This is a genomic window from Bradyrhizobium sp. 147, assembly GCF_023073935.1.
Taxonomy (GTDB): domain Bacteria; phylum Pseudomonadota; class Alphaproteobacteria; order Rhizobiales; family Xanthobacteraceae; genus Bradyrhizobium.
This window is the reverse complement of the sequence record NZ_JADPKL010000061.1, coordinates 135,527-160,671: the sequence shown is the minus strand read 5'-3', so window position 1 is coordinate 160,671 and position 25,145 is coordinate 135,527. Positions and strand designations below refer to the sequence as shown.

Sequence of the window (25,145 nt, the reverse complement as noted above, 5' to 3'; positions counted from 1 at the left end):
TGCGTCAAATGATTACGGCGCGTGGCCGAAGCGCACGCGCCGTTTCTCGATCGATGTTTGAGCGATCGCCTTAGCGCACAGTGACCGGCGCGGGCAGCGGCGGCACCACCGTCGGCTGCGTGCCAGGGACGGGACCGGCCTGGGCGGACATCGGAGCCGGACCGGCAGCACCCGGCGTCGGCGCAGCGGATGCGGTCGCGGTTCCCGGCGGCGGGCCGCCCGGCAGCACCACCACACGGGTACCGACCTTGACGCGGTCGAACAGGTCGGAGACATCCTCGTTCAGCATGCCAATGCAGCCAGAGGAGACGAACTTGCCGATCGTCGAGGGCTGGTTGGTGCCGTGGATGCGGTAGACGGTGGAGCCGAGATACATCGCGCGGGCGCCGAGCGGATTGCCGGGGCCGCCGGCCATGAAGCGCGGCAGATAGGGCTGTCGCTCGATCATTTCGGTCGGCGGATGCCAATCCGGCCATTCGGCCTTGCGGGTGATCTTCTGCACGCCGGTCCAGGTGAAGCCGTCGCGGCCGACGCGGACGCCGTAGCGGATCGCGCGGCCGTTGCCGAGCACGTAATAGAGGTAGGTGTGTGGCGTATCGACCACGAGCGTGCCGGCCGGCTCCTTGGTCTGGAACGCGACTTCCTGGCGGCGCAGGTTCTGAGGCAGCTGCGCGGGAGCAGCATCCGGCTGCTCCTCGGGCGGTAGCGACGCGATCGTCATCGGCCGGCCATCGGCGCCGACGGGCGGCTGGCCGGCCTGGACCGTACCGGTCGCGGCGGGACCACCAACGGCCTCCGGCGGACGCAGGCCGTCATTGGCCGGTGCCTGGCCCTGACCCGGACGATTGGCATAGATCACCGGCGGCGGACCGGCGGGCCGGCCGTAGCGGGGATCGTCGGGCGACATCACGGGGCCCTGGGGCGGCGCCGCCGAATAGACCGGCGGACCGCCGGCCGGGCGGCCGTAACGCGGATCATCCGGCGACATCACCGGGCCCTGCGGGGCGGCCGAATAGACCGGAGGCGCGCCGGCCGGACGGCCGTAGCGCGGATCGTCCGCCGGTCCGGGCGGCGGCAGCGAGGCCTGCGGCATCGCGTCGTCGTCTTCGTCCAGGGCGTCGAAGTTCGGCGTGCGATCGCCCGGGCGATATTCAGCCGGAGCGCCATAGCCCGGCGCCTGCTGGACCGGATAGCTCTGAGCTTGAGCGAGCGAGGTTCCCGCCGCAGCGACTGTCGCGGCAGCGCATATCGTCAGAAAGTGTTTGATCATCATCGCTCTTGTATAGTCCCCAAGCCCGATCGGACCGTTAACGGCCAAATGACGGAAGATAGCGGCACATTCAAGACGTATCAGGCTCATTTGCGCCGGATTTGCCGATTTGTGATCCGCAAGACTACCGTTGCCCCGTTGCATCACGGGGGCGGAAATCGTATCGCGCCGTCAATTGCCGCGGTGTTCGGCCTCGAATTTAACGAAGCGATGCCGAGCGTTGCGATATGGTCGAATCAGCCTGATTCGTCACCTTTTTGAGCTCCGATCCCCGCGTGGCGAATGCGGCACTCAGTACCGTCACCGCGTTCAGATGGCTCTTGGGCCCTGGCCATTTGGCCGCCGGGGCGGAAATTCGCAACCGCTCGATGCTTCCCGGCTTTCGCTTCCTGTTTGCCGCGATCCTGCTGTCAACCTCCATCCTGGTGTTCGGCCTAGGGGCCGCCGCGCTGCTGCGGGCGAGCCATGAGCAGTATGTCAGCAGCCCCTCCTGGCGAAACGGCCCGCAGGAGAAGGTGTTTGCGCAGGCGCCAGAGCCGGCTCAGCCCGTGCTCGCGGTCTTACAGGCGGAGCCTGAGATCACCGCCGATCCCGCACCGTCGCTGCGCGACCAGGTGCCGACGATCGCGCTGCCGCTGAGTCAGCCCGAGCCGCTGGCCGCAGCAACGAGCGAGACCGACGTTCAGCCGGAGGTCACTGAAGCCGCGCCTCAGGCCCAGGCTCCGACCGCCGAAGCCCTCAAGGCGGAGACCACACCGGACGCCGCAGCGCCGGTTACCGCCGACACGCTCACCCCTGCCGACACCATGGCATCGGTCCCCGAGACGCAGCCGGCCGCTGCCGTAACAGTCAGCGAGCCACCGGCTGATTCCAGTGTTGCCTTTGATTCCAGTGTTGCCCTGACCTCCTCGGCGCTCGATGTCGCCGCGACCAAGATGGCCGCGCTAGACGCCCCGGCGACGACGGCGGTGAAGGATGCCCCGCCGAAGCCCAAGGCCGAGAGCACAAAGACGGGCGGCAGCGCCTCCGACAGCAAGGCGACCAAGCGCAAGGCGAAGGCCAAGAAGCGGCACCGCGTGGTGCGGCGCCCGCCGCCTCCGCAGTTGCAGCAACAGCTCGATCCGTTCGGACAGCGGCAGACGCTAGGAACAACCGCCACACGCACCCGCCAGTAAGGTCACGCCGGCCCGGTCGCGATCGGCGGGCCGCCGGCCTGGCCCCATTCCGACCACGAGCCGTCATAGAGCGCTGTGTCGGTGATCCCCAAGCGATAGAGCGCGAGTGTCAGCACGCCGGCCGAGACGCCCGAGCCGCAGCTCGTCACGATCGGTGCGTCCAACTTGACGCCGGCGCCGGTGAAGGCGGCGCGGAGCTCGTCAAGCGGCTTCATGGTGCCGGTCTCCGCATCGAACAACAGATTGTAGGGCACGTTGCGGGCGCCGGGAATGTGGCCGGAGCGGATGCCCGGCCGCGGCTCCGGCGCGCGGCCCTCGAAGCGGTCGGCGGCGCGCGCGTCGATCACCTGCTCGGCCCGGCTTTCGACATTGGCGATGAGCTGCTGCATGCTGCGCACGCGCTTTGCATCATAATTCGCCTTGAACGTCGCCGGCTTCGGCTTCACCTCGCCGCTCTCGACCGGGCGGTCCTCAGCGCGCCACTTCTTCAGGCCGCCGTTGAGGATGCGCACATTGCTGTGGCCGTAAGACAGGAACATCCACCACGCGCGCGGCGCCGCGACCCAGCCGCCGGCATCGTAGATCACCACCGTATCGGCATTGGAGATGCCGAGATTGCCGACGTCGCGGCCGAACTGCTCGGCGCTCGGAAACATGTGCGGCAACGGGTTCGAATGATCCGACACCGCATCGACGTCGAAGAACACGGCGCCCGGCAGATGCGCGGCGAGATAGTCGTCCTTCGGCAGCGGCAGCACGCCGGGCAGCTTGAAGCTGGCGTCGAGGACCTTGACGTTGGCATCGTCGATGTGGGCGGCGAGCCATTCGGTGGAGACGAGGGGGTCAGTGGCGGTCATGCGAGGTCCTTCCTTGTGGTCATTCCGGGCGCGCGTCGCGCGAGCGAGGACGATGCAGCGTCTCCGCTGTCATCGCCTGGCTTGCCGCCTTCGCCAAGGCTTCGGCGGGCCGAGCACTCCTGGGCCTCGGCATAGCCTTGGCAGAGCCGGGACCGGGGGATCCAGTACTCCGAGACGGCCGTGATTCAACCGACAGGCCGCGGCGTACTGGATTTCCCGCCTGCGCGGGAATGACGAGTGGAGAAAGCGAGGCCCTCACCCCTTCTTCTTCGACACCCATTGCTCGGTCGGCCCACCGGCATCGCGCCAGGCGGCGTAACCGCCGGCGATGTGGGCGACGGGCTTGAGGCCCATGTCCTGCGCCGTCTTGGCGGCGAGCGCGGAGCGCAAGCCGCCGGCGCAATGGAAGACGAACTTCTTGTCCTCCTGGAAGATCGGTTTTGCGTAGGGGCTCTGCGGATCAATCCAGAATTCAAGCATGCCGCGGGTGCAGGCGTACGCGCCGGGAATGCGGCCGTCGCGCTCGATCTCGCGAGGATCGCGGATGTCGACGATGACGACATCGCCGTTCTTGGAGATCTCGATGGCCTCCTTGGCGGAGAGCGTTTCGATCTCGGCATTGGCCTCGTCGATCAGCGCCTTGATGCCGCGGGTGATGGTCTGGGGCATGTTTGTTCCCTTCTTCTCTTCCGTCATTCCGGGGCGATGCGCAGCATCGAACCCGCAATCTCGATCCTCACACGCCATCTCGAGATTCCGGATCGGCCGCGCTGCGGCCGTCCGGAATGACGGTGGATCGCATCAGTGCGTCAATTCCTTCATCGCACCTTCCAGCCCCTCGATCGTGATCGGATACATGCGATTGGCAAAGATGCGTTTGATGATGGTGGTCGATTCCGAATAGTCCCAATGCTTCTGCTGCACCGGGTTGAGCCACACCGCATGCGGATAGGTGCGGATGATGCGGTCGAGCCAGACCGAGCCGGGCTCCTCGTTGACGTGCTCGACCGAGCCGCCCGGCACCATGATCTCGTAAGGCGACATCGAGGCGTCGCCGACGAACACGACCTTGTAGTCGTGCGGATATTTGTGCAGCACGTCCCAGGTCGGGGTGCGGTCGGTGAAGCGGCGCTTGTTCTGCTTCCACACGCCTTCGTAGAGGCAGTTGTGGAAGTAGAAATATTCCATGTGCTTGAACTCGCTCTTCGCCGCCGAGAACAGCTCCTCGACCTGCTCGATATGCGCATCCATCGAGCCGCCGATGTCGAAGAACACTAAAAGCTTCACCGCATTGCGCCGCTCGGGCCGCATGTGGACGTCGAGATAGCCGTGATTGGCGGTCTCGCGGATCGTGGTGTCGAGATCGAGCTCGTCCGGCGCGCCGGTGCGCGCGAATTTGCGCAGGCGGCGCAGCGCCACCTTGATGTTGCGAATGCCGAGCTCGACGTTGCCGTCGAGATCCTTGAACTCGCGCCTGTCCCACACCTTCACGGCGCGGTTGTTGCGGTTCTTCTCCTGGCCGATGCGCACGCCTTCGGGATTGTAGCCGTGGGCGCCGAACGGCGAAGTGCCGGCGGTACCGATCCATTTGCTGCCGCCCTGGTGCCGGCCCTTCTGCTCCTCGAGGCGCTTCTTCAGCGTCTCCATGAGCTTGTCCCAGCCCATGGCCTCGATCTGCTTCTTCTCTTCCTCGGTGAGATACTTTTCGGCCAGCTTCTTCAGCCATTCCTCGGGGATCTCCGCCCTCTCCATGGCGTCGAGCAGGTTTTCCAGCCCCTTGAACACCGTGCCGAAAACGCGGTCGAACTTGTCGAGATTGCGCTCGTCCTTCACCAGCGAGGCGCGCGACAGATAGTAGAAGTTCTCGATCGTGTAGTCCGCGAGGTCAGCGTCGAGCGCCTCAATCAACGTGAGGTATTCGCGCAGCGTCACAGGGACCTGCGCGTCGCGCAGAGAGGTGAAGAATTGCAGGAACATGGGTGACAGATTGCCCGTCGGGTGCCGAACGTCAAGGGGCGGAGAACGCCGCGGCACGCTGGACCGGGTGGCTTTTTGCTCTAGAATTGCCGGCCATACGGGGCCGTCTTGGGGACGTTTGCAATGGGAATTGTCGCCGCGCTCATCATCGGCGCGATCGCAGGCTGGCTGGCGGGCAAGATTGTCCACGGGGCGGGATTGGGGTTGATCGGCAACATGGTCGTGGGCATCATCGGCGCGCTGGTCGCGAGCTGGGTGCTGCCGCAGCTGCATATTGCGCTCGCCACCGGCACGGTCGGCGCCATCGTGGACGCGACGATCGGGGCAGTGATTGTGCTCGTCATCCTTTCGCTGATAAAACGGGTCTGAAAGCCTGACCGAACCAGGAACGGCCGCTATGTGCGGCCGTTCCTTTGTCGCGGCCGGGGCCGGCGCCCCCCGCTGACAACTACCTAAGGACACCCAATGAAATTTACCGGCACTAAGGACTATGTTGCGACCGACGACCTCAAGGTCGCCGTCAATGCCTCGATCGTGCTGGAGCGCCCGCTGCTCATCAAGGGCGAGCCCGGCACGGGCAAGACGGTGCTGGCGGAGGAAGTTGCGAAGGCGCTGAATGCGCCGCTGCTGACCTGGCACATCAAATCCACCACCAAGGCGCAGCAGGGCCTCTATGAGTACGACGCGGTGTCGCGCCTGCGCGACAGCCAGCTCGGCGACGCGCGCGTCTCCGACATCAGGAACTACATCAAGCGCGGCAAGCTGTGGGAGGCCTTCACCAGCGAGCAGCGCCCGGTGCTGCTGATCGACGAGATCGACAAGGCCGATATCGAATTCCCCAACGACCTGCTGCTCGAGCTCGACCGCATGGAATTCCATGTCTACGAGACCGGCGAGACAATCAAGGCCAAGCAGCGCCCGATCATGATGATCACCTCCAACAACGAGAAGGAGCTGCCGGACGCCTTCCTGCGCCGCTGCTTCTTCCACTACATCAAATTCCCCGACGCCGACACGATGGGCCGCATCGTCGACGTCCATTTCCCCGGCATCAAGAAACGCCTGGTCGAAGAGGCGCTGCGCATCTTCTTCGAGGTGCGCGAGGTGCCCGGCTTGAAGAAGAAGCCATCGACGTCCGAACTGCTCGACTGGCTCAAGCTCTTGCTCAACGAGGACATGAGCGCCGAGCAGCTGCGCGAGCGCGACCCGCGCAAACTGATCCCGCCGCTGCACGGCGCGCTGCTCAAGAACGAGCAGGACGTGCACCTGTTCGAGCGGCTGGCGTTCCTGAGCCGGCGGGAAGTGTAGAGGTTCTCGTGTCCCGGACGCGCCGCAACGCTCCCGGCGATGCGAAGCATCGTCCGGTGCGTTGCTGCGCAGAGCCGGGACCCAGAGGGGACACGGTGCAATACGCAGACATGGGCCCTGGCTCAGCAGCGCATCGCTGAAGAAGCGCTGCGCTGCGTCCGGGGCACGCGCGTACAGTATGACGCACCACTGCCTCCCCATCGTCCTTGCGAGCGCAGCGAAGCAATCCAGAATCTTTCCGTTGAGGCAGTCTGGATTTGCTTCGCTGCGCTCGCAATGACGGAGCAAGCGGCATCGGCGTCGTTCTCCAATTCGCATTTGCGTTGCAGACACACGTCCGCCGCCTCGCGGCGCGTTCGCCCAAGCTTCGCTTCGTCGCTCCACCCTCAAAGCCGAGAGGGCGCAGGGAAGGCCGGATGCCGGCTGGCACCCACGGTCCGCTGTGCGAAGGCACACGCAGAAAAACTGCACAGCGGCATACAGGTGAAGCCGAACACACGGCCTTCCCTGCGCAGTGGTTGGACGGCTTATGCCGCGCTCTCCCGGGAGCCGAATTCCTTCTGGCCTCCCTCACCCCAGCGAAAGTCGCCGACACCGCGCCGGTTGACGCGCATGCCGCATTCGCCAGGGCTTGACCGTAGCAACGACGGCCAGGACCACACGGTTTTGCCGTACGCACGGCCCGCTTTTCGCCGCATGATCCTCCGGCGTTGTCGACGTTGCCGGAAGAATGCTGGCGAGACGAACCTGACAGCGCCGCTCGTCCGCACGCGGCCTCGGGCTCACGGAGAGCAATCCGCCCTGCCCTTGACCTCGCGTGCCGACGCTGCCGCGTCCACCGCAACCCGGCCCGCGTTTCGAACGACAGGCGAGACGCCCCTCATCATCGGGCCGGGCTGTCTCGACTTATGCCGCAATTCCGAATTTCGGTAAAGTCGAATATTTTTGCGGGGAGGGATTGACAGCGCCGCAGGGTGTTTTGCCCGACGTAGCGAGTTGCAACGAACACGTGTCCCGGACGCGCTGCAGCGTGCGACGCTGCTGCGCAGAGCGGGACCCCGGAGCCGCGTTGAGATCGGTGGTGAGATGGGCCCCCGGCTCTGCAACGCACCGCTCCCGGACGATGCTTCGCATCGCCTAGAGAGCGCCGCGCTGCGTCGGGGCACGGGACCTTCCTAGGCGACCGCCGCCTCCGGTATCCGCGCGGCTTCCATCGGCTGCTTGCCGCGGATCAGGTCCGAGGCACGGTCGGCGATCATCATGGTGGAGGCGTTGAGGTTCGCCGAGATCATGCGCGGCATGACCGAGGCATCGATGACGCGCAGGCCTTCGAGACCGTGGACGCGGAGCTGGTCATCGACCACCGCCCAGGTGGAATCCGCCGGACCCATGCGGCAAGTGCAGCCGGGGTGGAAAGTGGTGGTGCCGCGCTGGGTGGCGGCGTGCAAAAATTCCTCGTCGGTGTTGACGTTGGGGCCGGGGAAATCTTCGTAGGCGTAATAAGGCGACAGCGGCGCGGACTTGAGAAGTCTGCGCGCGAGCTTCATGCCGGCGACGATGACGCGGCGGTCGAGCTCGGCGTCAAGATAATTGGTCTGGATGATCGGCGGCGCGAACGGATCACTGGAGCGGATGCGCACATAGCCGCGGCTTTCCGGGCGCTGCTGCCAAGAGGCGACCGTCATGCCGGGCTCGTCCTCGAGCTGGCCCTGCACGCCTTCCTTGTAGGAGGCCGGCGTGAAGGTAAGCTGGAGATCGGAGCTCTCTGCGGTCTCTCCGGAATGCCAGAAGCAATAGACCATGGTCGGCGACAGCGAGAGCAGGCCGCGGCGTGCCGTCGCCCATTTCGCTGCTTCGACCCAGAGCCGCCAGCCGCGGCGAAGCTCGTTGATGGTCTTGATGTCCTTGACGCGCGCGACCGTGCGCGGGGCGTAATGGTCCTGGAGGCCCTCGCCGACGGGGAGCGCGTGGCGCACTTTGATGCCGTGGGCCTGCAACAGATCGGGCGAGCCGATGCCGGAGAGCTGCAGCAGCTGCGGCGAATTATAGGCGCCGCCCGAGAGGATCACTTCCTTGTTGGCGCGCACCTCGACCGGCGTGCCGCCGCGGCCACCCTTCATATACCGCACGCCGACGGCGCGCTTGCCTTCGAAGATAATTTCGGTGGCGTGCGCATGGGTGTGCACATGCACGTTGGGCCGCTTCATCGCGGGCTTGAGGAATGCGGTCGCGGCGGAAACGCGCAAACCCTTGTTGATGGTGCGCTGGCAGTAGGAGACGCCCTCCTGGGTCTTGCCGTTGTAATCGGGATTGCGGGGGATCCCGAGCGACACTGCGCCTTCCATGAAGGCTTCGCAGAGCGGATCGCGCCAATCCATGGTGGTGACGGTGAGACCGCCCTCGCGGCCGCGATAGGTGTCCTCACCCTCGCCGACGCGTTTCTCCAGGCGGCGGAAGTACGGCAGCACGTCGGCATAGCCCCAGCCGCGATTGCCCATTTGCGCCCAGGTGTCGAAATCCATGCGCTGGCCGCGATTGTAGATGTGGCCGTTGATCGAGGACGAGCCGCCGAGCGTCTTGCCGCGCGGCGCGTAGATGCTGCGCCCGCCGGTCCAGGGCCCCGGCTCCTGCTGGTAGGCCCAGTTGATGCTCTTCATGTGGAAGGTCTTGATGAAGCCCGCCGGCAAATGGATGTAGGGATGCCAGTCGGAAGGACCTGCCTCCAGCACGCAGACGCTGGTGTTGGGGTCTTCGCTGAGCCGGCTGGTGAGCACGCAACCGGCGGAACCCGCGCCGACGATTACATAATCAAATCTGTCCATGGTGCCTCAGCCGCCCTAGGGTGTCGTGAAATTGGGTAAAGTGCAGCGGCGCTCGCGATCACTTCTCCGGCGGGGAGAGGTGATCGAGCGCACCGCAAGACCAGTGTACATCATAACTAGCGCGGCTTGTCGTTGAGTTGAAATTCGAGATGCGCCTGTACGGTCGGCCATTCGGCCGCGGTGATGCTGTAGACCACGGTGTCGCGCAAGCTGCCGTTCGGCGCGACCTGATGGCTGCGCAGGATGCCGTCCTGCTTGGCCCCCAGGCGCTCGATGGCGCGGCGGCTCTGGTGGTTGAAGAAATGCGTGCGGAACTCGACCGCGATGCAGTTCAGGGTTTCGAAGGCGTGCCGCAGCAGCAGGAGCTTGCATTGCGTGTTGAGCGGGCCGCGCTGCGCGCTCTTGCCATACCAGGTCGAGCCGATCTCGACGCGGCGGTTGGCGGCGTCGATGTTCATGTAGGTCGTCATGCCGACGATCCTGCCGGCGGCGTCGAACACGGTGAACGGCAGCATCGAGCCCGCGGCCTGCAGCCCCAAGCGGCGGTCGATCTCCTTGCCCATGTTCTCGGGCAGCGGGATCGCGGTGTACCAGAGCTTCGACAGCTCGCCGTCCTTGACGGCCTCGACCAGCCCCTCGAGATGCTGATGCGACAGCGGCTCGAGACGGGCGTGCTGTCCACGCAGGGTGATGGGATCGGGCCAGGGCATTTCTCACTCCACAATGACCGCCGTCATTCCGGGGCCCGACGAAGTCGCGAGCCCGGAATCCATTCAACCACAAACTCTGAGGCCCGATGGATTCCGGGCCTGCGTGCTGGCGCACGCATCCCGGAATGACGACGGATGTATCGGCACAGATACATTCACTTGTTCAAAAAATTCAACGGCAAACCGCCGCGCGGCCAGTCCATGGCGATCAGTTCGCCCTTGCCCGATAGCGTGATGTAGGCGGTCTTCAGCTCGGGGCCGCCGAAGGCGATGTTGGTGGTGACGCGGTCGCCGGTCGGCACCTGCTCCACCAGGGTGCCGTCGGGCGCGATCACCGAGATGCAGCCGGAGACGAGGGTGGCGACGCAGACATTGCCATTGGCTTCCACCGCGAGCGAGTCGAACATCTGGTAGCCGCCCAGGCCGCAGATCGGCTTGCCCCGTTCGCCGCGATAGATCACCTCGCGCGGCTTGAGCGTGCCCGGCGCCGAGAGCTCATAGGCCCAGAGCCGAGCCGTCGGCGTCTCCGCGATGTAGACGGTGTTCTCGTCCGGCGATAGGCCGATGCCGTTGGCCGGCAACACGCCGTGCACGGCTTCCACGATCTCCTTCATGCCGGGCTTGAGGTAATACATGCCGCCGACATCCATTTCGCGCGCGCGGCGCTTGCCGAGATCGGAGAACCACAGGCCGCCCTGCTTGTCGAACACCAGATCATTGGGCCCGCGCAGATCGTGCTCGCCGCATTTGGTCATGACGGTCTCGACCTTGCCGGATTGCAGATCGACGCGCTGGATCGAGCCGCCGAGATAGTCGTCGGGCTGCGGGCCCGGCATGATCATGTTGCGGGTCGGGATCCAGGAGAAGCCGCCATTGTTGCAGATGTAGATCTTGCCGTCGGGACCCAGCGCAGCACCATTTGGGCCGCCCGGCACCTTCGCGACGATCTCCTTGCGGCCATCGGCATGAACGCGGGTCAGGCGCTGGCCGCGGATCTCTACCAGGACGACCGAACCATCCGGCATCACGACCGGCCCTTCTGGAAATTCGAGGTCGGTGGCGAGAACGCGGACGTTGGACATGTTGGGACCCTCCCGGCTGCTTGTTATGACTTGCACGGGATGTCCGGCACGGGCCCCACACGCAAGATTTGCCGGCGGTTATGACAAAGTCACCGGCGCTTGCCAAGCAAGCGGGATGGTATGCCAGCGTTGCGGAAGCCCTACGCCTTCACCGGCACCCAGATCTCGAAGCCGCCATTTCCGGTTGCAGGATCGAACGCCTCATCGTAGCGCTCGAAGGACGGCGCGTCTGCGGCTTTGAGGCCGGATGCCGGCAGCCACTGATTCCAGATCGTGTTGACCGTGCGCCGGATCGAGGCGACGTGGTCGGTGTGGGTGAAGACCGCGTAGCGCTGCTCGGGGATGCGGATGCGGCCGAAGCGACGCGGCAGGTCCGAGAAATCGGCGACCTCGACGCCGGCGATGTAGTCGAAATTGCCGGCATCATCGCCATTGCAGCAAACGCCGTAGGCGACATTACCAACGCGGGCGGGAATGTCGGCGACCTCCTGGTGAAAACGGTGCCACAGGCCGGGGATGATGGCGCCATTGTCGCAGGAGATGCGTTCGGCAGGACCCGCGACCAGGAAGGCCTTTGCGGTCTCGAAACGCGGGGCTTTGAGATGGTCGAGCATGGTGGAGTCCATGAGGATCGGCTCCTGGAGCTTGAGGTGGCTGACGCATGTTGCCGCCCTCACCGCTTCGGGCGTGGTGCCGAACTGGTCGCGGAACGCGCGGGTGAATGCTTCATGCGAGCCGTAATCCGCCTCCAGCGCCAGTGAGAGGATGTCCGGCGCACCGTTGGCAAGACTGCGCGCAGCTTCCGTCAGCCGTCGCGCGCGCACGTAACGCATCACCGGAAGCCCGGTGGCTGCAGCAAACGCACGCACGACGTGGAACCGCGACACGCCGGATATCTCCGCGATCTCGTCGAGCGTCATCGGCTCGGCCAGATGGCTCTCGACATACCAGAGCGCGCGCTGGGCTGGATTCATGGCGATTCAGGCCCTCGTTCGAAACGCGGCGATGATGCGCCGGTCATGCCCGCTTCGCTTGATCGGCGTTGCTGTCCTCGCATGAGGATAGTCCGGGAATGGCCACTGGCAACGCCCTCGCGTTCGTGGCTACACTGCCTGAAACCGCTCACGAGAAAGCACGGAGGAACCGCGTCATGGAAATCACCGATGTGCGGGCGCACCATATCCGCATCCCCTATGACGCCGGTGTCGCCAGCTTCCGCCAGGGCGCTTCCGCAATCACAGCCCTCGACATGGTGCTGGTCGAGGTCACGACCGATGCCGGGCTGACCGGCTGGGGCGATGCCTTCGCCTATGTCTGCCCCCGCACCACGCGCAGCGCCGTCGAGGAGATGATTTCACAGCAGGCGCGCGGGCTGAAGGTGCCTGATGCGGCCGGCATCCCTGGGGTCATGGAGCATATCCAGCGCAATCTGCATCTGTTCGGCCGCTACGGCATCACCATGTTCGCGATCTCCGGGCTCGATATCGCGCTGTGGGACCTTGCCGCGAAGATCGAGGGCGTGCCGGTCCACCGCCTGCTCGGCGAAACCAGACGCACGGCCATCCCGGCCTATGCGAGCCTCTTACGGATCGGATCGCCCGAGGCCATCGCTAGCGAATGCAGGAAGGCGCTGGCGCTCGGCTATGGCGCCATCAAGCTGCACGAGACCACGCTACCCGCCGTGTTCGCCGCACGCGAGGCGATCGGGCCCAGCATTCCGCTGATGGTCGACATGAACTGCCCGCTGACGAGCGAGCAGGCGATTGCGTTCGCGAAATCATGTGCAGACGCAAGACCCATGTTTCTGGAGGAGCCGGTATGGCCGCCGGAGGATTTTGCTGCGCTCGCCGACGTTCGCAGCAAGGGCGGGCTGAATATCGCCGCCGGCGAGAATGCCTGCACGGAATATCAATTCCGCCAGATGATGAATGCGGGCGCGGTGAGCCACGCCCAGCCCTCGGTGATCAAGGTCGGCGGCATCACGGAATTTGTGAAGGTGGCGGCGCTGGCCGATCAGCTCGGCGTCAAGATCGTCCCGCACTCCCCCTATTTCGGTCCGGGCCTGCTCGCGACGCTGCATCTGCTGGCGACGCGCGAGGACGGGCTCGTCGAGATGTTCTATCTGAAACGCGAGGCCTGCCTCTGGGGCGGCCGCGCCGTTGTCGATGCGACCGGTCATGTCGCAGTGCCGAGCGGCCCTGGACTTGGCTACGAGCCGGATCGCGGCGTGATGGAGCGTTATCGCGTCATCTGATCGCCGCGCCTATTTCGCGGCGTCCTTCGCCGCCGGCGCATCCTGCTTCTTCTTCAGATCGTCGGCGGTCTTGGCTTGCGCAGCCTGGAGATCGGCGAGCGTCTTCTGCAAGCCGGCGAGGTTCGTCTTCAACGCGTCGATCTGGCGATTGGCCGCATCCAGCCTCTGCTGATGATCGAGGCTGAGCTTGGTGATGGTCTTCTGGAGGAAGTCGACATTGCTCTGGAGGCAGCTCGTGCGCCGTTCCATGGTCTTCTCGACCGTGCAGATCTCGATGCCGGGCACGTCCTGCGCGTGCAGCGGCAGCGGCGCCAGTGTGGCGAGCAGCAGCATTGCGAAACAAACGCCGGCGCTTCGAAGCAGCATGAAGGTTCCTCGTCAAATCGATCACGGCAATGTGCGCCGTTTGCGCGCAGTCGCGTGAGGCTACCACACTCGTACCGCATTCTCGCGTTGAGCTTGCGCCCGTTCCCTCGTACGGGGAACGATGATCGGCACGCGGAAAGAAGTGGGCGTTCTTTCCGCGGCTTTGTTTAGGGGAGATTTTTGGAATGGCAACGCGCGATAGACGTCTGGCGGAATTCGACGGCGCCGGAGAACCACCAGCTGGCCTGCCACTCGAAGTGCTGTGCGAGGATCACAGCGGAACGTATCAGCTGCCGTTCGCCTGCCGCTATGTGGAGGGACGCTGGCAGAACCACGAGGCCGGCATCGCGGTCGAAGCAACCGTCATCGGCTGGCGCCTGCCCCGCATGAAGCAGCGCGGGGCCGCCTGACGGCGATCCGTGTTTCAAAATGCGACGGGGCCGCGCTTCGCCTTAACCTTCGGAACGCGGCCCGAACGAATCACGTCCGAATCGGCCGTAGCGCCCCGTACGCACCTGTTCACGGCTAGATGTCGCGAGCCGGCCGGTTCGCGCGCACAAGATCTGCGCAGGGCAAGATTGGATTTGGGCCGGCTATCGGCGGCAAAAGTTAACCGCGTCAGGGACATGGTGGGGCAAGCCGCGTGCCTGCCGGGCGACGGTCCCCAGCCGCCGGAACAGGCAAGACAGCGCGAGACCTGCCTAATATTCGACCTCGAGCTCCTCGATCTCGGCCGGCTCTGCCCGCGCCGCCGCGATCCATTCCTGCATCTCCGGCATGGCCATGATGGTGTCGGCATAGGCCTTCAGCGGCGTCGCGAGCTTGACGTCATACGTCATGAAGCGCGTCACCACGGGGGCGTACATCGCATCCGCCATGGTGCGCCGCTCGCCGAACAGGAAGGGGCCGCCCGATGTCTCCAGGCAGTCGCGCCAGATGAAGCAGACGCGGTCGACGTCGGCCTGCGCGCGCGACCAGATCTTGAAGCCGGGAAAGTGTCCTTTCAAATTGACCGGCAGCGAGGCCCGCAGCGTGGCGAAGCCGGAATGGATTTCGCCTGAGATCGAGCGGCAATGTGCGCGCTGAATGCGGTCGGCCGGCAACAGCCCGGCGTCCGGCATCACCTCGTTGAGATATTCGGCGATCGCCAGCGTATCCCAGACCACGGCGCCCTCGTGCCGCAAGCACGGCACCAGGATCGATGACGACAGCAGCAGGATTTCCGCGCGCGCGGATGGATCATCCGGCGCGGTGACGATCTCCTCGAAATCGAGCCCGGAAAATTTCGCCAGCAGCCAGCCACGCAGCGACCAGGACGAGTAGTTCTTGCTGCTGATGGTCAGTGTCGCCTTCGCCATTTGGCCCTTCCCTACGCCTGATCTCGACACCCGCCCGGCCCGCGGGCGTGCCCATGAGCCGTGCTTCCTTGAAAATGAAGAGCAAGCGATGTGCCAGTTTTTCGGGCGGTCCAGCTCCCGCTTGGCTTCGATATTGCATAATGGCAAGGGGTCAGGTGGGCGTTTCAGTATGATGTCGATGTATTATCAGGCCTTCCAGAACCATATGGACCTGACCGCGCCATGGCGGGCGGGAGCCTCGTCCGCGCTCAAATTCCTCAACCTGGTGCCGCAGGGCGCGTCGGATCAGGTGATCGGCCGGCTCTCGGCGGCGCTCGAGCTGATCTCGCGCTCCACCCTCACCTATGATCGGCCGGCCTACGGCATCGACAGCGTGATGGTTGGCAATCGGGAAATTCCCGTCACCGAGGAGATCGCCTGCGCGACGCCGTTCGGCTCGCTGCTGCACTTTCGCAAGGACGGCGTGGGCGAGCAGCCGCGCATGCTGCTGGTGGCGCCGATGTCGGGCCACTTCGCGACATTGCTGCGCGGCACTGTGAAGACGCTGCTCCAGGACCACGACGTCTACATCACGGACTGGCACAATCCGCGCAACATTCCGCGCAGCAAAGGCCGCTTCGGGCTCGACGACTATACCGAGCATCTCATCGAATTCCTCGGCCAGCTTGGCCCGCGCCCCCACATGGTGGCGATCTGTCAGCCATCGGTCTCGGCGCTCGCAGCCGCCGCGATCATGTGCGAGGACAACCACCCCTCGCGGCCGGCGACGCTGACGCTGATGGCCGGACCGATCGACACCCGCATCCAGCCGACCAGGGTCAACGAATTCGCCAAGAGCAAGCCGATCGAGTGGTTCGAGCGCAACCTGATCAATTACGTGCCGGTGCAGTGCCGCGGCGCCTTGCGCAAAGTCTATCCCGGATTCGTACAGCTCACCGCCTTCGTCGCGATGAATCTGGAGCGCCACATCAAGCAGCATCTGGACCTCGCCAATCACATCGCCAAGGGCGAGAAGCAGAAGGCCGCCAGCATCAAGACCTTCTATGATGAATACTTCGCCGTGATGGACCTTCCTGCGGAATTCTACATCGAGACCGTGCGCGACGTGTTCCAGGAGCACCTCTTGCCGCAGGGCAAACTGATGCATCGGGGACGCCCGGTGAATACCAAGGCCATCAGCCGCATGGGGCTGATGACGGTCGAGGGCGAGAAGGACGACATCTGCTCGATCGGCCAGACGCTCGCCGCGCAGGAGCTCTGCACCGGCGTACGCGCCTACCGCCGTGTCCACCACATGCAGGCCGGCGTCGGCCATTACGGCGTGTTCTCGGGCAAGCGCTGGAACAATGAGATCTATCCGCTGCTGCGGGATTTCGTGCACGTGAATTCGTGAAGACTCAGACGGACCATTCCTCGCCCCAGACCTGAACGAAATGGCCGGGCGACACTTCGCGATATCGCCGGCGAGACGGCTGGTAATCCGCGCTTCGCGTCACGGATTGCTTTAAGCCTATAGTAGTTACGCAGAGGCGAAAAGGGCATTCCGAAAAACCGTCGTGCTGCACGGCAATAGGCGCGTGCAGTTTCGTTTGGCGGATAGACAGGCCGCTACGAGTGGCCGAAGCTCCATCCCGGCCGGAATCCATCAGGAGGCGAGCATGACTGCACTCGAAAAGGGCATTACCGCAAACGGCACGGGCTATGGCGGCAAGAGCTGGAACATCCTTGGTCAGGTCTATTTCCCCAAAGCCGTCACCGACTCCACCTTCGCATTCGAAACCAACAGCGATCCCGGCCAGTTCGTGCCGGTGCACATCCATCCAACCCAGGACGAATTCATCCTGGTGCAGGAAGGCACGCTCGACCTCAAGCTCGACGGCCAATGGGTCAAGGCCCACGCCGGCGATCTCGTGCGCATGCCCCGCGGCATCCCGCACGGCTATTTCAACAAGTCCGACAAGCCCTGCCGCGCGTTGTTCTGGGTCTCGCCGATGCAGAAGCTGGAGGCGCTCTTCAACCAGTTGCACAATCTGACCGACCCTGCCGAAGTGGTGCGTATCTCGGCGCTGCACGAGGTGGATTTCCTGCCGCCCGAGGCCAACGACTAGGCGTCCGCGTCCCATCCACTTTCATCAGCTTGCAGCTCCGGCGGCCGCGCCTTGCGGCCAATCGTTGCCGCTTGCGCGCGAAACACATTGGTTGCGAGTAATCCCATGGTCAGCCCCAAGCATGTCTCCGTGATCGGCGCCGGTGTCTCCGGCCCTGGCCGCCGCAAAGGCGACGGCGTCAACTGCTCGGTGCCGATCGCAACGCCGGGCTTCTATCCGATGGTCACCGACGGCCGCATCAAGGCGGTGTTCGGCACGTTCGATCATTTTGACGGCGACAGCATCGTGATGAGCGGCGGCGAGCGCGTTGCAGCCGATATCACCGTGCTCGCGATCGGCTACAAGCTCGGCGTGCCGTTCCTGCCCGCGGCCTATCAGCAGAAACTGGTCGATGCCGACGGGCAGTACCGGCTCTATCGTTTGATCGCAAACCCCGACCTGCCCGAGCTCGGCTTCGTTGGCTTCAACTCGTCGTTCTGTTCCGTACTCTGCGCCGATCTCGCCGCCAACTGGCTGGTGCGCTATGCGGACGGGCAGCTCGCCAAACAACCGACGGCAGCGCAGATGCGCGACAACATCGAGATGATGCTGCACTTCAAGCGTGTCGAACGGCCGGCCGCGGGCGTCTATGGCGGCCTGTGCGTCGCGCCCTATCACTACCGTCATTTCGACGAGCTGATGGCCGACATCGGCGCGAAGAACCAGAAGCGCGGCGGGCTCAAGGGGCGCCTCTCGCCGCCGGATGCGGATGCCTATACCAAGTTCCTGGCGACGGCGCCGGACTATCGCGCGGCGTGAGAGGAAGAATCGGGGCCGAGCGAGATTTGCAGCTCGCCAGCTCGCGCGTCCGATGCTTACGATCTTCCTGGCCAACGAATCGACAGGAACCGGCCATGGAGTTCAGACGTCTTGCCGCCGGAGCGCTTGCGGCGCTCGCCTTCCTTGTCACGGCACCCGCCAGCGGACAGCAGGGCGTGCTCACGTCCCGGCAATCCGAGGCGCTCGCCGCCTACGAGCGGGCGTTGGCCGATTTCAAATCCATCCTGGCCGAGCGGCGGCGCCAGATCGAGGCGAAGCAGCCGCTGCCGAACCTGCCGGGCCAGGCGCTGTACCTGGCGCGCATCGCCGTCATCAGCACCTACAAGGATCTCACCGACGCCATTCCGTCCAGAATCGGAAAGCCCAACAAGCTCGAAATTCCTCCGGCCTATTTCGATGCAGATCTCGAGCCGCTGATCGACGAATATTCGAGGCTGTTCGACATCATGGAGGCACCGCCCGCCGGAGCGCAAAACTCGCCGACGCCGTTCAAGGACGTCGCCGATCTCGCCTTCGCGATCGCGCGCGCCAAGGGGCTTGCACCTGAACACGCGCAAGTCGCGGGGCGCATCAGCCTCGGCCTGTTCTTCGCCGAGACCAACGGCAAGCAGAATGTCCGCAATGCGCGCTCGAACACCTACATGGGCAGCTTCCAGACCGGCCCCTCCGAGGACCGCAACGGCCGCAGGAAATGGGAAGCCCTCAAGGGCGCGATCGCAGCGATCGATCCCGAACTGAGCGCGCGGGACGACAAGGAGGAGGCGCGCGCCCGCGGCATCGATCACCGCTTCAATCACTGGACCAATGTGCGCAACGGCCTGATGAACGCGCATGCCGATCTGTTCCAGGAGATTCCGGGAATCGTGAAGACGCTGCCCGACCCGATCGACCAGATGAAGCTGTTCGAGCTGATCCAGATCGTGCCCACCCCGACCAGATCCGCGCTCAAGTCGGGGGATCTCCTGAATTACCGGGTGTCCAGTCCAACGGTCATGAAGCACCTGCGCAACAACAGCATCTTCGCGTTCGGGCAGGCCGATCGATCGCGAAGCTCGGCCAGCTTCCGCGAGATTCTCGCTGCGATGTGGCTGTTCAATCGGAAGTTCGAGCGGGCCATGGCGAAATATGCCGAGATCAGGGCGCGCTGAGGGTTCGGTTGCAACCGCTACCCAACGTTGTAGTATCTCGATCTCATCGGCGTTCGGACCGATCCATGCGCATTCTCATTCTCGGCGGCAGCCAGTTTCTGGGCCGGGCGATTGCGAACCATGCTTGCGCTGCCGGCCATGACGTGAGCTGCGCGGCCCGCGGTCTTGCCGGCCCAATCGCTCCCGGCGCGCGCCTCATCCGGATCGATCGCGACGTCGCGGAGGGTCTTGCGCCACTGACCGGCGAGACGTTCGATGCACTCGTCGAGGTCTCGCGTCATCCCGGCCAGGTCCGCCGCGGCGTCGCAGCGCTGAAGCGGCCGGGCGTGCATTGGACCTTCGTTTCGACGATCAGCGTCTATGCGGACAATCGCGTACCGGGACAACGCGCCGACAAGGCGCCGCTGCGCGAGCCCATTGCGGCGGAGATCGAGCACACCACCGACGCCATCTATGGCGCGGCCAAGGTCGCCTGCGAACAAGCGGTCGGCAACGATGCCTTCATCTGCCGGGCCGGCCTCATCGCCGGGCCGGAGGACCCGACCGGACGGTTCGCCTATTGGCCGGCACGGCTCGCGCGCGGCGGCGAGGTGCTGGCGCCTGGATCGCCGGAGGACGCTATTCAGTTCATCGACGTGCGCGACCTCGCGCAATGGATCGTACACGCGGCAGAGGTTCGTCTCATCGGCATCTATGACGGGATCGGACCGGTGCGCACGCGCGGCGAATTCCTGGCCGAATGCGCCTCAGCGCTGGACGCGTCCTGCACCTTCACCTGGGTCGATCGCGCCTTTCTGGAAGCGCATGACGTGCGGCGCTGGGCCGGTCCGCGCTCGCTGCCGCTGTGGTTGCCCCTGCCCGACTTCGCCGGCTTCATGACGCGCGACACCTCGCCGGCGCGCGCGGCCGGGTTGACCGCACGGCCGCTCGCCGTCACGGCGCGCGATACGCTTCATTGGCTGCGCGCCAGCAACGGGCCGGTGGTCGGTCTCAGCTCCGATGAGGAAAGTGCGGTGCTTTCAGCGTGGCATGCGCGCGGGACGGCTGCGGCTGCGACCGCGATCTAGCCGGATCGTCTGCAAACCAAAGCTGAGACTATTCCGTCCGGATCGGCGCATCCTTCAAGCCATTGTTGTCATAGGCCTTGCGCACTGTGCCGTTCGTCGTGGCCTCCGTCATGAATTGGTGACGAACGCCAAGGCCTGGCTCTGGCCAAACGGCACGGCGACGGCCGTCACCGTTTGTCATGACAAACCTGTCAAAGGGCATGCCACCGTTTGCAGCGCAAGGCCTTTGACTGCCATGGCTATGGTGTTCCACGGCAGGGCATTTGTTGGTAGCCTGCCGCACCGACAGGCAGCAATCGGGGGCCACCGAATGACGCGCGCGAATCCCGCATCTCCCGCACGACGTAACGAAGGGTGGAGACAGGTCGCGCGGGCCTTGGCAACGGCAAGCGCCGTTGTGCTGCTCGCCGGCTGCGAGGACAAGAACACGTTCGTGGCCCCACCGCCGCCCAAGGTGGACGTGGCAACGCCCGTGCAGCGCGCCATAACGCGCTATATCGAGGCGACCGGCAACACCGCGCCGATCAAGAGCGTCGATCTCGTCGCGCGCGTGCAAGGTTTTCTGCAATCGATCGACTATCAAGACGGCACCTTCGTCAAGCAGGGCACCCAGCTCTTCACCATCGAGCCGGAGACCTACAAGCTCAAGCTCGAGCAGGCGCAGGCGGCCGAAGCCGGCGCGCAGGCCTCGCTCCGGCAGGCGGAAGTCGACTACAGGCGGCAGGCCGAGCTGGTGCAGCGCCAAGCGGTCTCGCAGGCGACACTCGACACCTCAACGTCCAACCGCGACAACGCGCAGGCCAGTCTCCAGCAGGCGCAGGCCAACACCCGAATTGCCGAGGTCAATTACGGCTACACCAAGGTGACCGCGCCGTTCGACGGCGTCGTCAGCGCCCACATGGTCTCGATCGGCGAGCTCGTCGGCGTGTCCTCCCCGACCCAGCTCGCGACCATCGTCGCGATGGACCCGATCTACGTGAACTTCACCGTCAACGAGCAGGACGTACTGCGCATCCGCGCCGAGGCGGCTCGCCGGGGACTGACGCCGGCCGACCTCAAGCAGTTTCCGATCCAGCTCGGCCTCCAGACCGAGACCGGCTATCCGCATGAAGGCCATCTCGACTACGTCTCGCCGACCCTCAACCAATCGACGGGCACGCTGGCGGTGCGCGGCCTCGTCCCCAATGACAAGCGGGTGCTGCTGCCCGGCTATTTCGTCCGCGTTCGCGTGCCCTTCGATCAGGAGAAGACCGCGCTGCTCGTTCCCGACACCGCGCTCGGGAGCGACCAGGGTGGCCGCTATCTGCTGGTGGTCAACAGCGACAACGTCGTCGAGCAGCGCAAGGTGCAGATCGGTCCCGTCGACAATGGCCTGCGCGTGATCGAGAGCGGCCTGAAGCCGGAGGACCGCGTGGTCATCGCAGGGCTGCTGCGGGTGATTCCGGGTCAGAAGATCGACCCGCAAACAACGAAGATCGAGCAGCCGCAGGCGTCTGCCAAGTAATATCTGCCAAGTAAGTTCTGCAAGTGAGGGGCCGCCAGCCATGATCTCAAAGTTCTTCATCGAGCGGCCGGTCCTCTCGAACGTCATCGCGCTTCTGATGATCCTGATCGGCGGCGTCGCGCTGTTCAACCTCGCGATCGCGCAATATCCCGACGTGGTGCCGCCGACGGTGCAGGTCACCACCCGCTATCCCGGCGCCAGCGCCAAGACCGTGATCGACACCGTAGCGCTGCCGATCGAGCAGCAGGTCAACGGCGTCGAGGACATGCTGTACATGCAGTCCTACAGCGGCTCCGACGGCACTTATACGCTGACTGTCACATTCAAGATCGGCACTGACCTCAATTTCGCGCAGGTGCTGGTGCAGAACCGCGTCTCCAGCGCGCTGTCGCAACTGCCGCAGGCGGTGCAGAACCAGGGCGTCACCGTGCAGAAGCGGTCGACCTCGATCCTGCTGTTCGTGACCCTGACCTCGCCCGACGCGACGTACGACAGCCTGTATTTGAGCAACTACGCCACCATCAACATTCGCGACGAGCTCTCGCGCCTGCCCGGCGTCGGCAACGTCACAGTGTTCGGCGCAGGCCAATATTCGATGCGGGTCTGGCTCGATCCGAACAAGCTGCAGGTCCGTGGCCTCGTACCGCAGGACGTCATCCAGGCGATCCAGCAGCAGAGCCAGCAGGTCTCCGCCGGCCAGGTCGGCTCGCCGCCGACGCCGCCGGGCCAGGCGTTCCAATACACGCTCAACGTCAACGGACGGCTGGACGATACCAGCCAGTTCGAGAACATCATCGTCAAGACGGGCAGCAGCGGCGACGTCACGCGCGTCCGCGACGTCGGCTGGGTCGAATTGGGCGCGCAGACCTATAGCCAGATCTTCTCGCTCAACAAGCAGCCGGCAGTCGGCATCGGCGTATTCCAGTCGCCCGGCGCCAACGCGCTCCAGGTCGAGCAGGCGGTCGAGAAGAAGATGGCGGAGCTCGCCAAGCGCTTCCCGGAAGGCATCAAGTACGACACGCCGTTCGACACCACCAAGTTCGTGGAGGCCTCGGTGCACGAGGTCTATATGACGCTGATCGAGGCCGGCTTGCTCGTGCTGGTCGTGATCCTGGTGTTCTTGCAGGATTGGCGCGCGATGCTGGTTCCGGCGACCACCGTGCCGGTGACCATCATCGGCGCATTCGCTGCGATGGCGGCGCTCGGCTTCACCATCAACATGTCGACGCTGTTTGCGATCGTGCTCGCGATCGGCATCGTCGTCGACGACGCCATCGTCGTGGTCGAAGGCGCCGCCCACAACATCGAGCAGGGCATGAACGGCCACGACGCCGCGATCAAGGCGATGGATCAACTGTTCGCGCCGATCGTCGGCATCACCCTGGTGCTGATCTCGGTGTTTCTGCCGGCCTCGTTCCTCGCGGGGCTGACCGGGCGCATCTATTCGCAATTCGCGCTGGTGATCGCTGCGACCGCCCTTCTATCCGCCATCAACGCGGCGACGCTGAAGCCGACGCAGTGTGCGCTCTGGCTGCGGCCGGCGGTGCCGCCGGAACAGCGCAACTTCTTCTACCGCGGCTTCAATGCCGTCTATAACAGGCTCGAACGCGGCTACACCCGCTTGATCGGCTTGCTGGTCAGACACGCCACCGTCTCGGTCGCGGTGGCGCTGGTCCTGATCGGGATCGGCGGCTACGGCCTGTCGCGAGTGCCAACCGGCTTCCTGCCGATCGAGGACCAGGGCTATCTGATCGCGGCCGTGCAGCTGCCCGACGGCGCCGCGCTGGAGCGGACCCAAGCCGTGCTCGACAGAGCCAGCGAGCTGATCAAGGACACGCCCGGCGTCCAGCAGGTCATCACCATCGCCGGCATCTCCGCGCTCGACAACAGCGCCAGCCTCGCCAATGCCGGCGTCGCCTACATCATCCTGAAGGATTGGGAGGCGCGCAAGGGACCCGGAGAGGATTTGCGCTCGCTGGTGTACGGGCTCAACGACAAGCTCGCGACTATCATGGAGGCGCGCACCATCGTCTTGCCGCCGCCGCCGATCCAGGGCATCGGCAACGCCGCCGGCTTCTCGATGCAGGTCGAGCTGCGCGATGGCAATAGCGATTTCGCCAAGCTGCAAGCGATCACCGGAGCGATGGTCAGTAACGGCCAGAGTCAGAGCGCGTTGCAGCGCGTGCAGTCCTCGTTCCGCTCCTCGGTGCCGCAATTCAACGTCGAGATCGACCGCGTCAAGACCCAGACGCTGCATGTGACCACCGATCAGGTGTTCTCGGCGCTATCGGCCTATCTGGGGTCGTCCTACGTCAACCAGTTCAACAAGTTCGGCCGCGTGTTCCAGGTCTACACCCAGGCCGATCCGGCATTCCGTGTCACCGAGCGCGATATCGCCAACATGCAGGTCCGCAACTCGAACGGCGACATGATCCCGATCGGCACCGTCGCCAAGATCACGCCGGCCACCGGCCCGTCGCTGATCAGCCTCTACAATCTCTATCCGTCCTCGACCGTGATCGGCCTGCCGGCGCAGGGCTATTCCTCCGGCCAGTCGCTGAAGCTGATGGGGGAGATCGCGGACAAGACGCTGCCGCCGGGCACCGGCTACGAATGGACCGCGATGTCCTATCAGGAGAAGGCGGTCTCCAACCAGATCTATTGGGTGTTCGGCCTCGCCATGCTGCTGGTCTATCTCGTGCTCGCCGGGCAGTATGAGAGCTGGTACGCGCCGATCTCGGTGATCCTCGCCGTGCCGCTGTCGCTGCTCGGGCCGATGCTGATCCTTTCCGCCCTCAAGATCGACAACAATCTCTATTGCCAGATCGGCCTGATCCTCCTGATCGCGCTCTCGGCCAAGAACGCCATCCTGATCGTCGAGGTCGGGCTCGAACTGCACGGCCGCGACGGCAAGCCGATCCTGGACTCCGCGATCGAGGCCGCGCGCGCCCGCTTCCGTCCGATCCTGATGACGTCGTTCGCCTTCATCCTCGGCGTGGTGCCACTGGTGCTGGCCACCGGCGCCGGCGCCAGCGCGCGCAAGTCCATCGGCGTCACCGTGTTTTCGGGTATGCTGGCCTCGACCTGCCTCGCGGTGTTGTTCGTGCCGGCCTTCTTCGTGGTGGTGCAGCGCTTCGAGAACTGGCGGGCGTCGAAGAAGATGGTGAAGGTGAAAGCGGCGGCGGAAGCGAAGCCTTAAGAGCCGTTGGGGTGCACCGGCGAGGCTCCGGACTCGCTGCAACCTCTCCCGCTTGCGGGAGAGGTCGGCGCGCGGAGCGCGGCGGGTGAGGGCTCTCTCCTCTTGGGGAGTGTCCCGATGA

General features: G+C 64.9%; 21 protein-coding genes and 2 pseudogenes. 12 read left to right on the top strand and 11 right to left on the bottom strand.

Annotated features, from left to right (window positions below):
* Positions 1-70: 70 nt before the first annotated feature.
* A complete protein-coding gene (locus IVA87_RS13990) occupies positions 71-1,270 on the bottom strand; it encodes a L,D-transpeptidase (RefSeq protein ID WP_247333911.1) in 1,200 nt (399 codons plus the stop codon).
* A gap of 368 nt (positions 1,271-1,638) precedes the next feature.
* On the opposite strand from IVA87_RS13990, the gene IVA87_RS13985 reads away from it, so the two are divergent.
* A complete protein-coding gene (locus IVA87_RS13985) occupies positions 1,639-2,445 on the top strand; it encodes a hypothetical protein (RefSeq protein ID WP_247333899.1) in 807 nt (268 codons plus the stop codon).
* Between the two features lie 2 nt (positions 2,446-2,447).
* Here IVA87_RS13985 and sseA read toward each other — a convergent pair whose 3' ends face one another.
* From sseA to IVA87_RS13970, 3 genes are all read right to left on the bottom strand, one after another.
* The gene (gene sseA / locus IVA87_RS13980) at positions 2,448-3,302 is read right to left on the bottom strand and encodes a 3-mercaptopyruvate sulfurtransferase (RefSeq protein ID WP_247296034.1); all 855 of its coding nucleotides are present in this window, start codon (positions 3,300-3,302) and stop codon (positions 2,448-2,450) included.
* 255 nt (positions 3,303-3,557) lie between these two features.
* Positions 3,558-3,971 carry a rhodanese-like domain-containing protein gene (locus IVA87_RS13975; RefSeq protein WP_247296032.1) on the bottom strand — a complete coding sequence of 138 codons (414 nt, stop codon included), beginning with the start codon at positions 3,969-3,971 and terminating at the stop codon, positions 3,558-3,560.
* A 132-nt stretch (positions 3,972-4,103) separates the two neighbouring features.
* The gene (locus IVA87_RS13970) at positions 4,104-5,279 is read right to left on the bottom strand and encodes a VWA domain-containing protein (RefSeq protein WP_247296030.1); all 1,176 of its coding nucleotides are present in this window, start codon (positions 5,277-5,279) and stop codon (positions 4,104-4,106) included.
* A gap of 123 nt (positions 5,280-5,402) precedes the next feature.
* Here IVA87_RS13970 and IVA87_RS13965 point away from each other — a divergent pair, with 123 nt between their 5' ends.
* A complete protein-coding gene (locus IVA87_RS13965) occupies positions 5,403-5,648 on the top strand; it encodes a GlsB/YeaQ/YmgE family stress response membrane protein (protein WP_247296028.1) in 246 nt (81 codons plus the stop codon).
* A 96-nt stretch (positions 5,649-5,744) separates the two neighbouring features.
* Positions 5,745-6,587 (top strand): MoxR family ATPase, encoded by an 843-nt coding sequence (locus IVA87_RS13960; protein ID WP_247333898.1) that lies wholly within the window; start codon positions 5,745-5,747, stop codon positions 6,585-6,587.
* A 1,175-nt stretch (positions 6,588-7,762) separates the two neighbouring features.
* Here IVA87_RS13960 and IVA87_RS13955 read toward each other — a convergent pair.
* The 4 genes from IVA87_RS13955 to IVA87_RS13940 form a co-directional block, all read right to left on the bottom strand.
* The gene (locus tag IVA87_RS13955) at positions 7,763-9,409 is read right to left on the bottom strand and encodes a GMC family oxidoreductase N-terminal domain-containing protein (protein WP_247296025.1); all 1,647 of its coding nucleotides are present in this window, start codon (positions 9,407-9,409) and stop codon (positions 7,763-7,765) included.
* A gap of 116 nt (positions 9,410-9,525) precedes the next feature.
* Complete coding sequence (locus IVA87_RS13950) at positions 9,526-10,119, bottom strand: GNAT family protein (protein WP_247296023.1); 594 nt, start codon at positions 10,117-10,119, stop codon at positions 9,526-9,528.
* A gap of 155 nt (positions 10,120-10,274) precedes the next feature.
* Positions 10,275-11,201 carry an SMP-30/gluconolactonase/LRE family protein gene (locus tag IVA87_RS13945; RefSeq protein ID WP_247296021.1) on the bottom strand — a complete coding sequence of 309 codons (927 nt, stop codon included), beginning with the start codon at positions 11,199-11,201 and terminating at the stop codon, positions 10,275-10,277.
* Between the two features lie 140 nt (positions 11,202-11,341).
* Positions 11,342-12,175, bottom strand: a complete 834-nt coding sequence (locus IVA87_RS13940; RefSeq protein ID WP_247296019.1) for an AraC family transcriptional regulator — start codon at positions 12,173-12,175, stop codon at positions 11,342-11,344.
* Between the two features lie 176 nt (positions 12,176-12,351).
* On the opposite strand from IVA87_RS13940, the gene IVA87_RS13935 reads away from it, so the two are divergent.
* A complete protein-coding gene (locus IVA87_RS13935) occupies positions 12,352-13,455 on the top strand; it encodes a mandelate racemase/muconate lactonizing enzyme family protein (protein ID WP_247296018.1) in 1,104 nt (367 codons plus the stop codon).
* A 9-nt stretch (positions 13,456-13,464) separates the two neighbouring features.
* Here IVA87_RS13935 and IVA87_RS13930 read toward each other — a convergent pair whose 3' ends face one another.
* A complete protein-coding gene (locus IVA87_RS13930) occupies positions 13,465-13,821 on the bottom strand; it encodes a hypothetical protein (RefSeq protein ID WP_247296016.1) in 357 nt (118 codons plus the stop codon).
* A 185-nt stretch (positions 13,822-14,006) separates the two neighbouring features.
* On the opposite strand from IVA87_RS13930, the gene IVA87_RS13925 reads away from it, so the two are divergent.
* Positions 14,007-14,231: a hypothetical protein gene (locus tag IVA87_RS13925; RefSeq protein ID WP_247278387.1), complete on the top strand. Its 225-nt coding sequence runs from the start codon at positions 14,007-14,009 to the stop codon at positions 14,229-14,231.
* 291 nt (positions 14,232-14,522) lie between these two features.
* On the opposite strand, the gene IVA87_RS13920 is transcribed toward IVA87_RS13925, so the two are convergent.
* Positions 14,523-15,179, bottom strand: a complete 657-nt coding sequence (locus IVA87_RS13920; protein WP_247296013.1) for a glutathione S-transferase family protein — start codon at positions 15,177-15,179, stop codon at positions 14,523-14,525.
* Between the two features lie 169 nt (positions 15,180-15,348).
* On the opposite strand from IVA87_RS13920, the gene phaZ reads away from it, so the two are divergent.
* The 5 genes and pseudogenes from phaZ to IVA87_RS13895 all read left to right on the top strand — a co-directional run bounded on the left by phaZ (position 15,349) and on the right by IVA87_RS13895 (position 20,321).
* Positions 15,349-16,572 (top strand): polyhydroxyalkanoate depolymerase, encoded by a 1,224-nt coding sequence (phaZ, locus tag IVA87_RS13915; protein WP_247296011.1) that lies wholly within the window; start codon positions 15,349-15,351, stop codon positions 16,570-16,572.
* 265 nt (positions 16,573-16,837) lie between these two features.
* The gene (locus tag IVA87_RS13910) at positions 16,838-17,287 is read left to right on the top strand and encodes a cupin domain-containing protein (protein WP_024339447.1); all 450 of its coding nucleotides are present in this window, start codon (positions 16,838-16,840) and stop codon (positions 17,285-17,287) included.
* 171 nt (positions 17,288-17,458) lie between these two features.
* A pseudogene (locus tag IVA87_RS13905) lies at positions 17,459-18,085 on the top strand (monooxygenase); the annotation flags it as partial.
* Between the two features lie 95 nt (positions 18,086-18,180).
* Positions 18,181-19,254, top strand: a complete 1,074-nt coding sequence (locus IVA87_RS13900; RefSeq protein ID WP_247333897.1) for a hypothetical protein — start codon at positions 18,181-18,183, stop codon at positions 19,252-19,254.
* Positions 19,255-19,319: 65 nt separating this feature from the next.
* Positions 19,320-20,321 (top strand): NAD-dependent epimerase/dehydratase family protein, encoded by a 1,002-nt coding sequence (locus IVA87_RS13895; protein ID WP_247333896.1) that lies wholly within the window; start codon positions 19,320-19,322, stop codon positions 20,319-20,321.
* A 28-nt stretch (positions 20,322-20,349) separates the two neighbouring features.
* Here IVA87_RS13895 and IVA87_RS13890 read toward each other — a convergent pair.
* Positions 20,350-20,498, bottom strand: a pseudogene (locus IVA87_RS13890) (amino acid ABC transporter substrate-binding protein); the annotation flags it as partial.
* 133 nt (positions 20,499-20,631) lie between these two features.
* On the opposite strand from IVA87_RS13890, the gene IVA87_RS13885 reads away from it, so the two are divergent.
* Positions 20,632-21,825, top strand: coding sequence for an efflux RND transporter periplasmic adaptor subunit (locus IVA87_RS13885; RefSeq protein WP_247333895.1), 1,194 nt, complete (start codon positions 20,632-20,634; stop codon positions 21,823-21,825).
* 40 nt (positions 21,826-21,865) lie between these two features.
* A complete protein-coding gene (locus IVA87_RS13880; protein WP_247296001.1) occupies positions 21,866-25,024 on the top strand; it encodes a multidrug efflux RND transporter permease subunit in 3,159 nt (1,052 codons plus the stop codon).
* Positions 25,025-25,145: the final 121 nt, after the last annotated feature.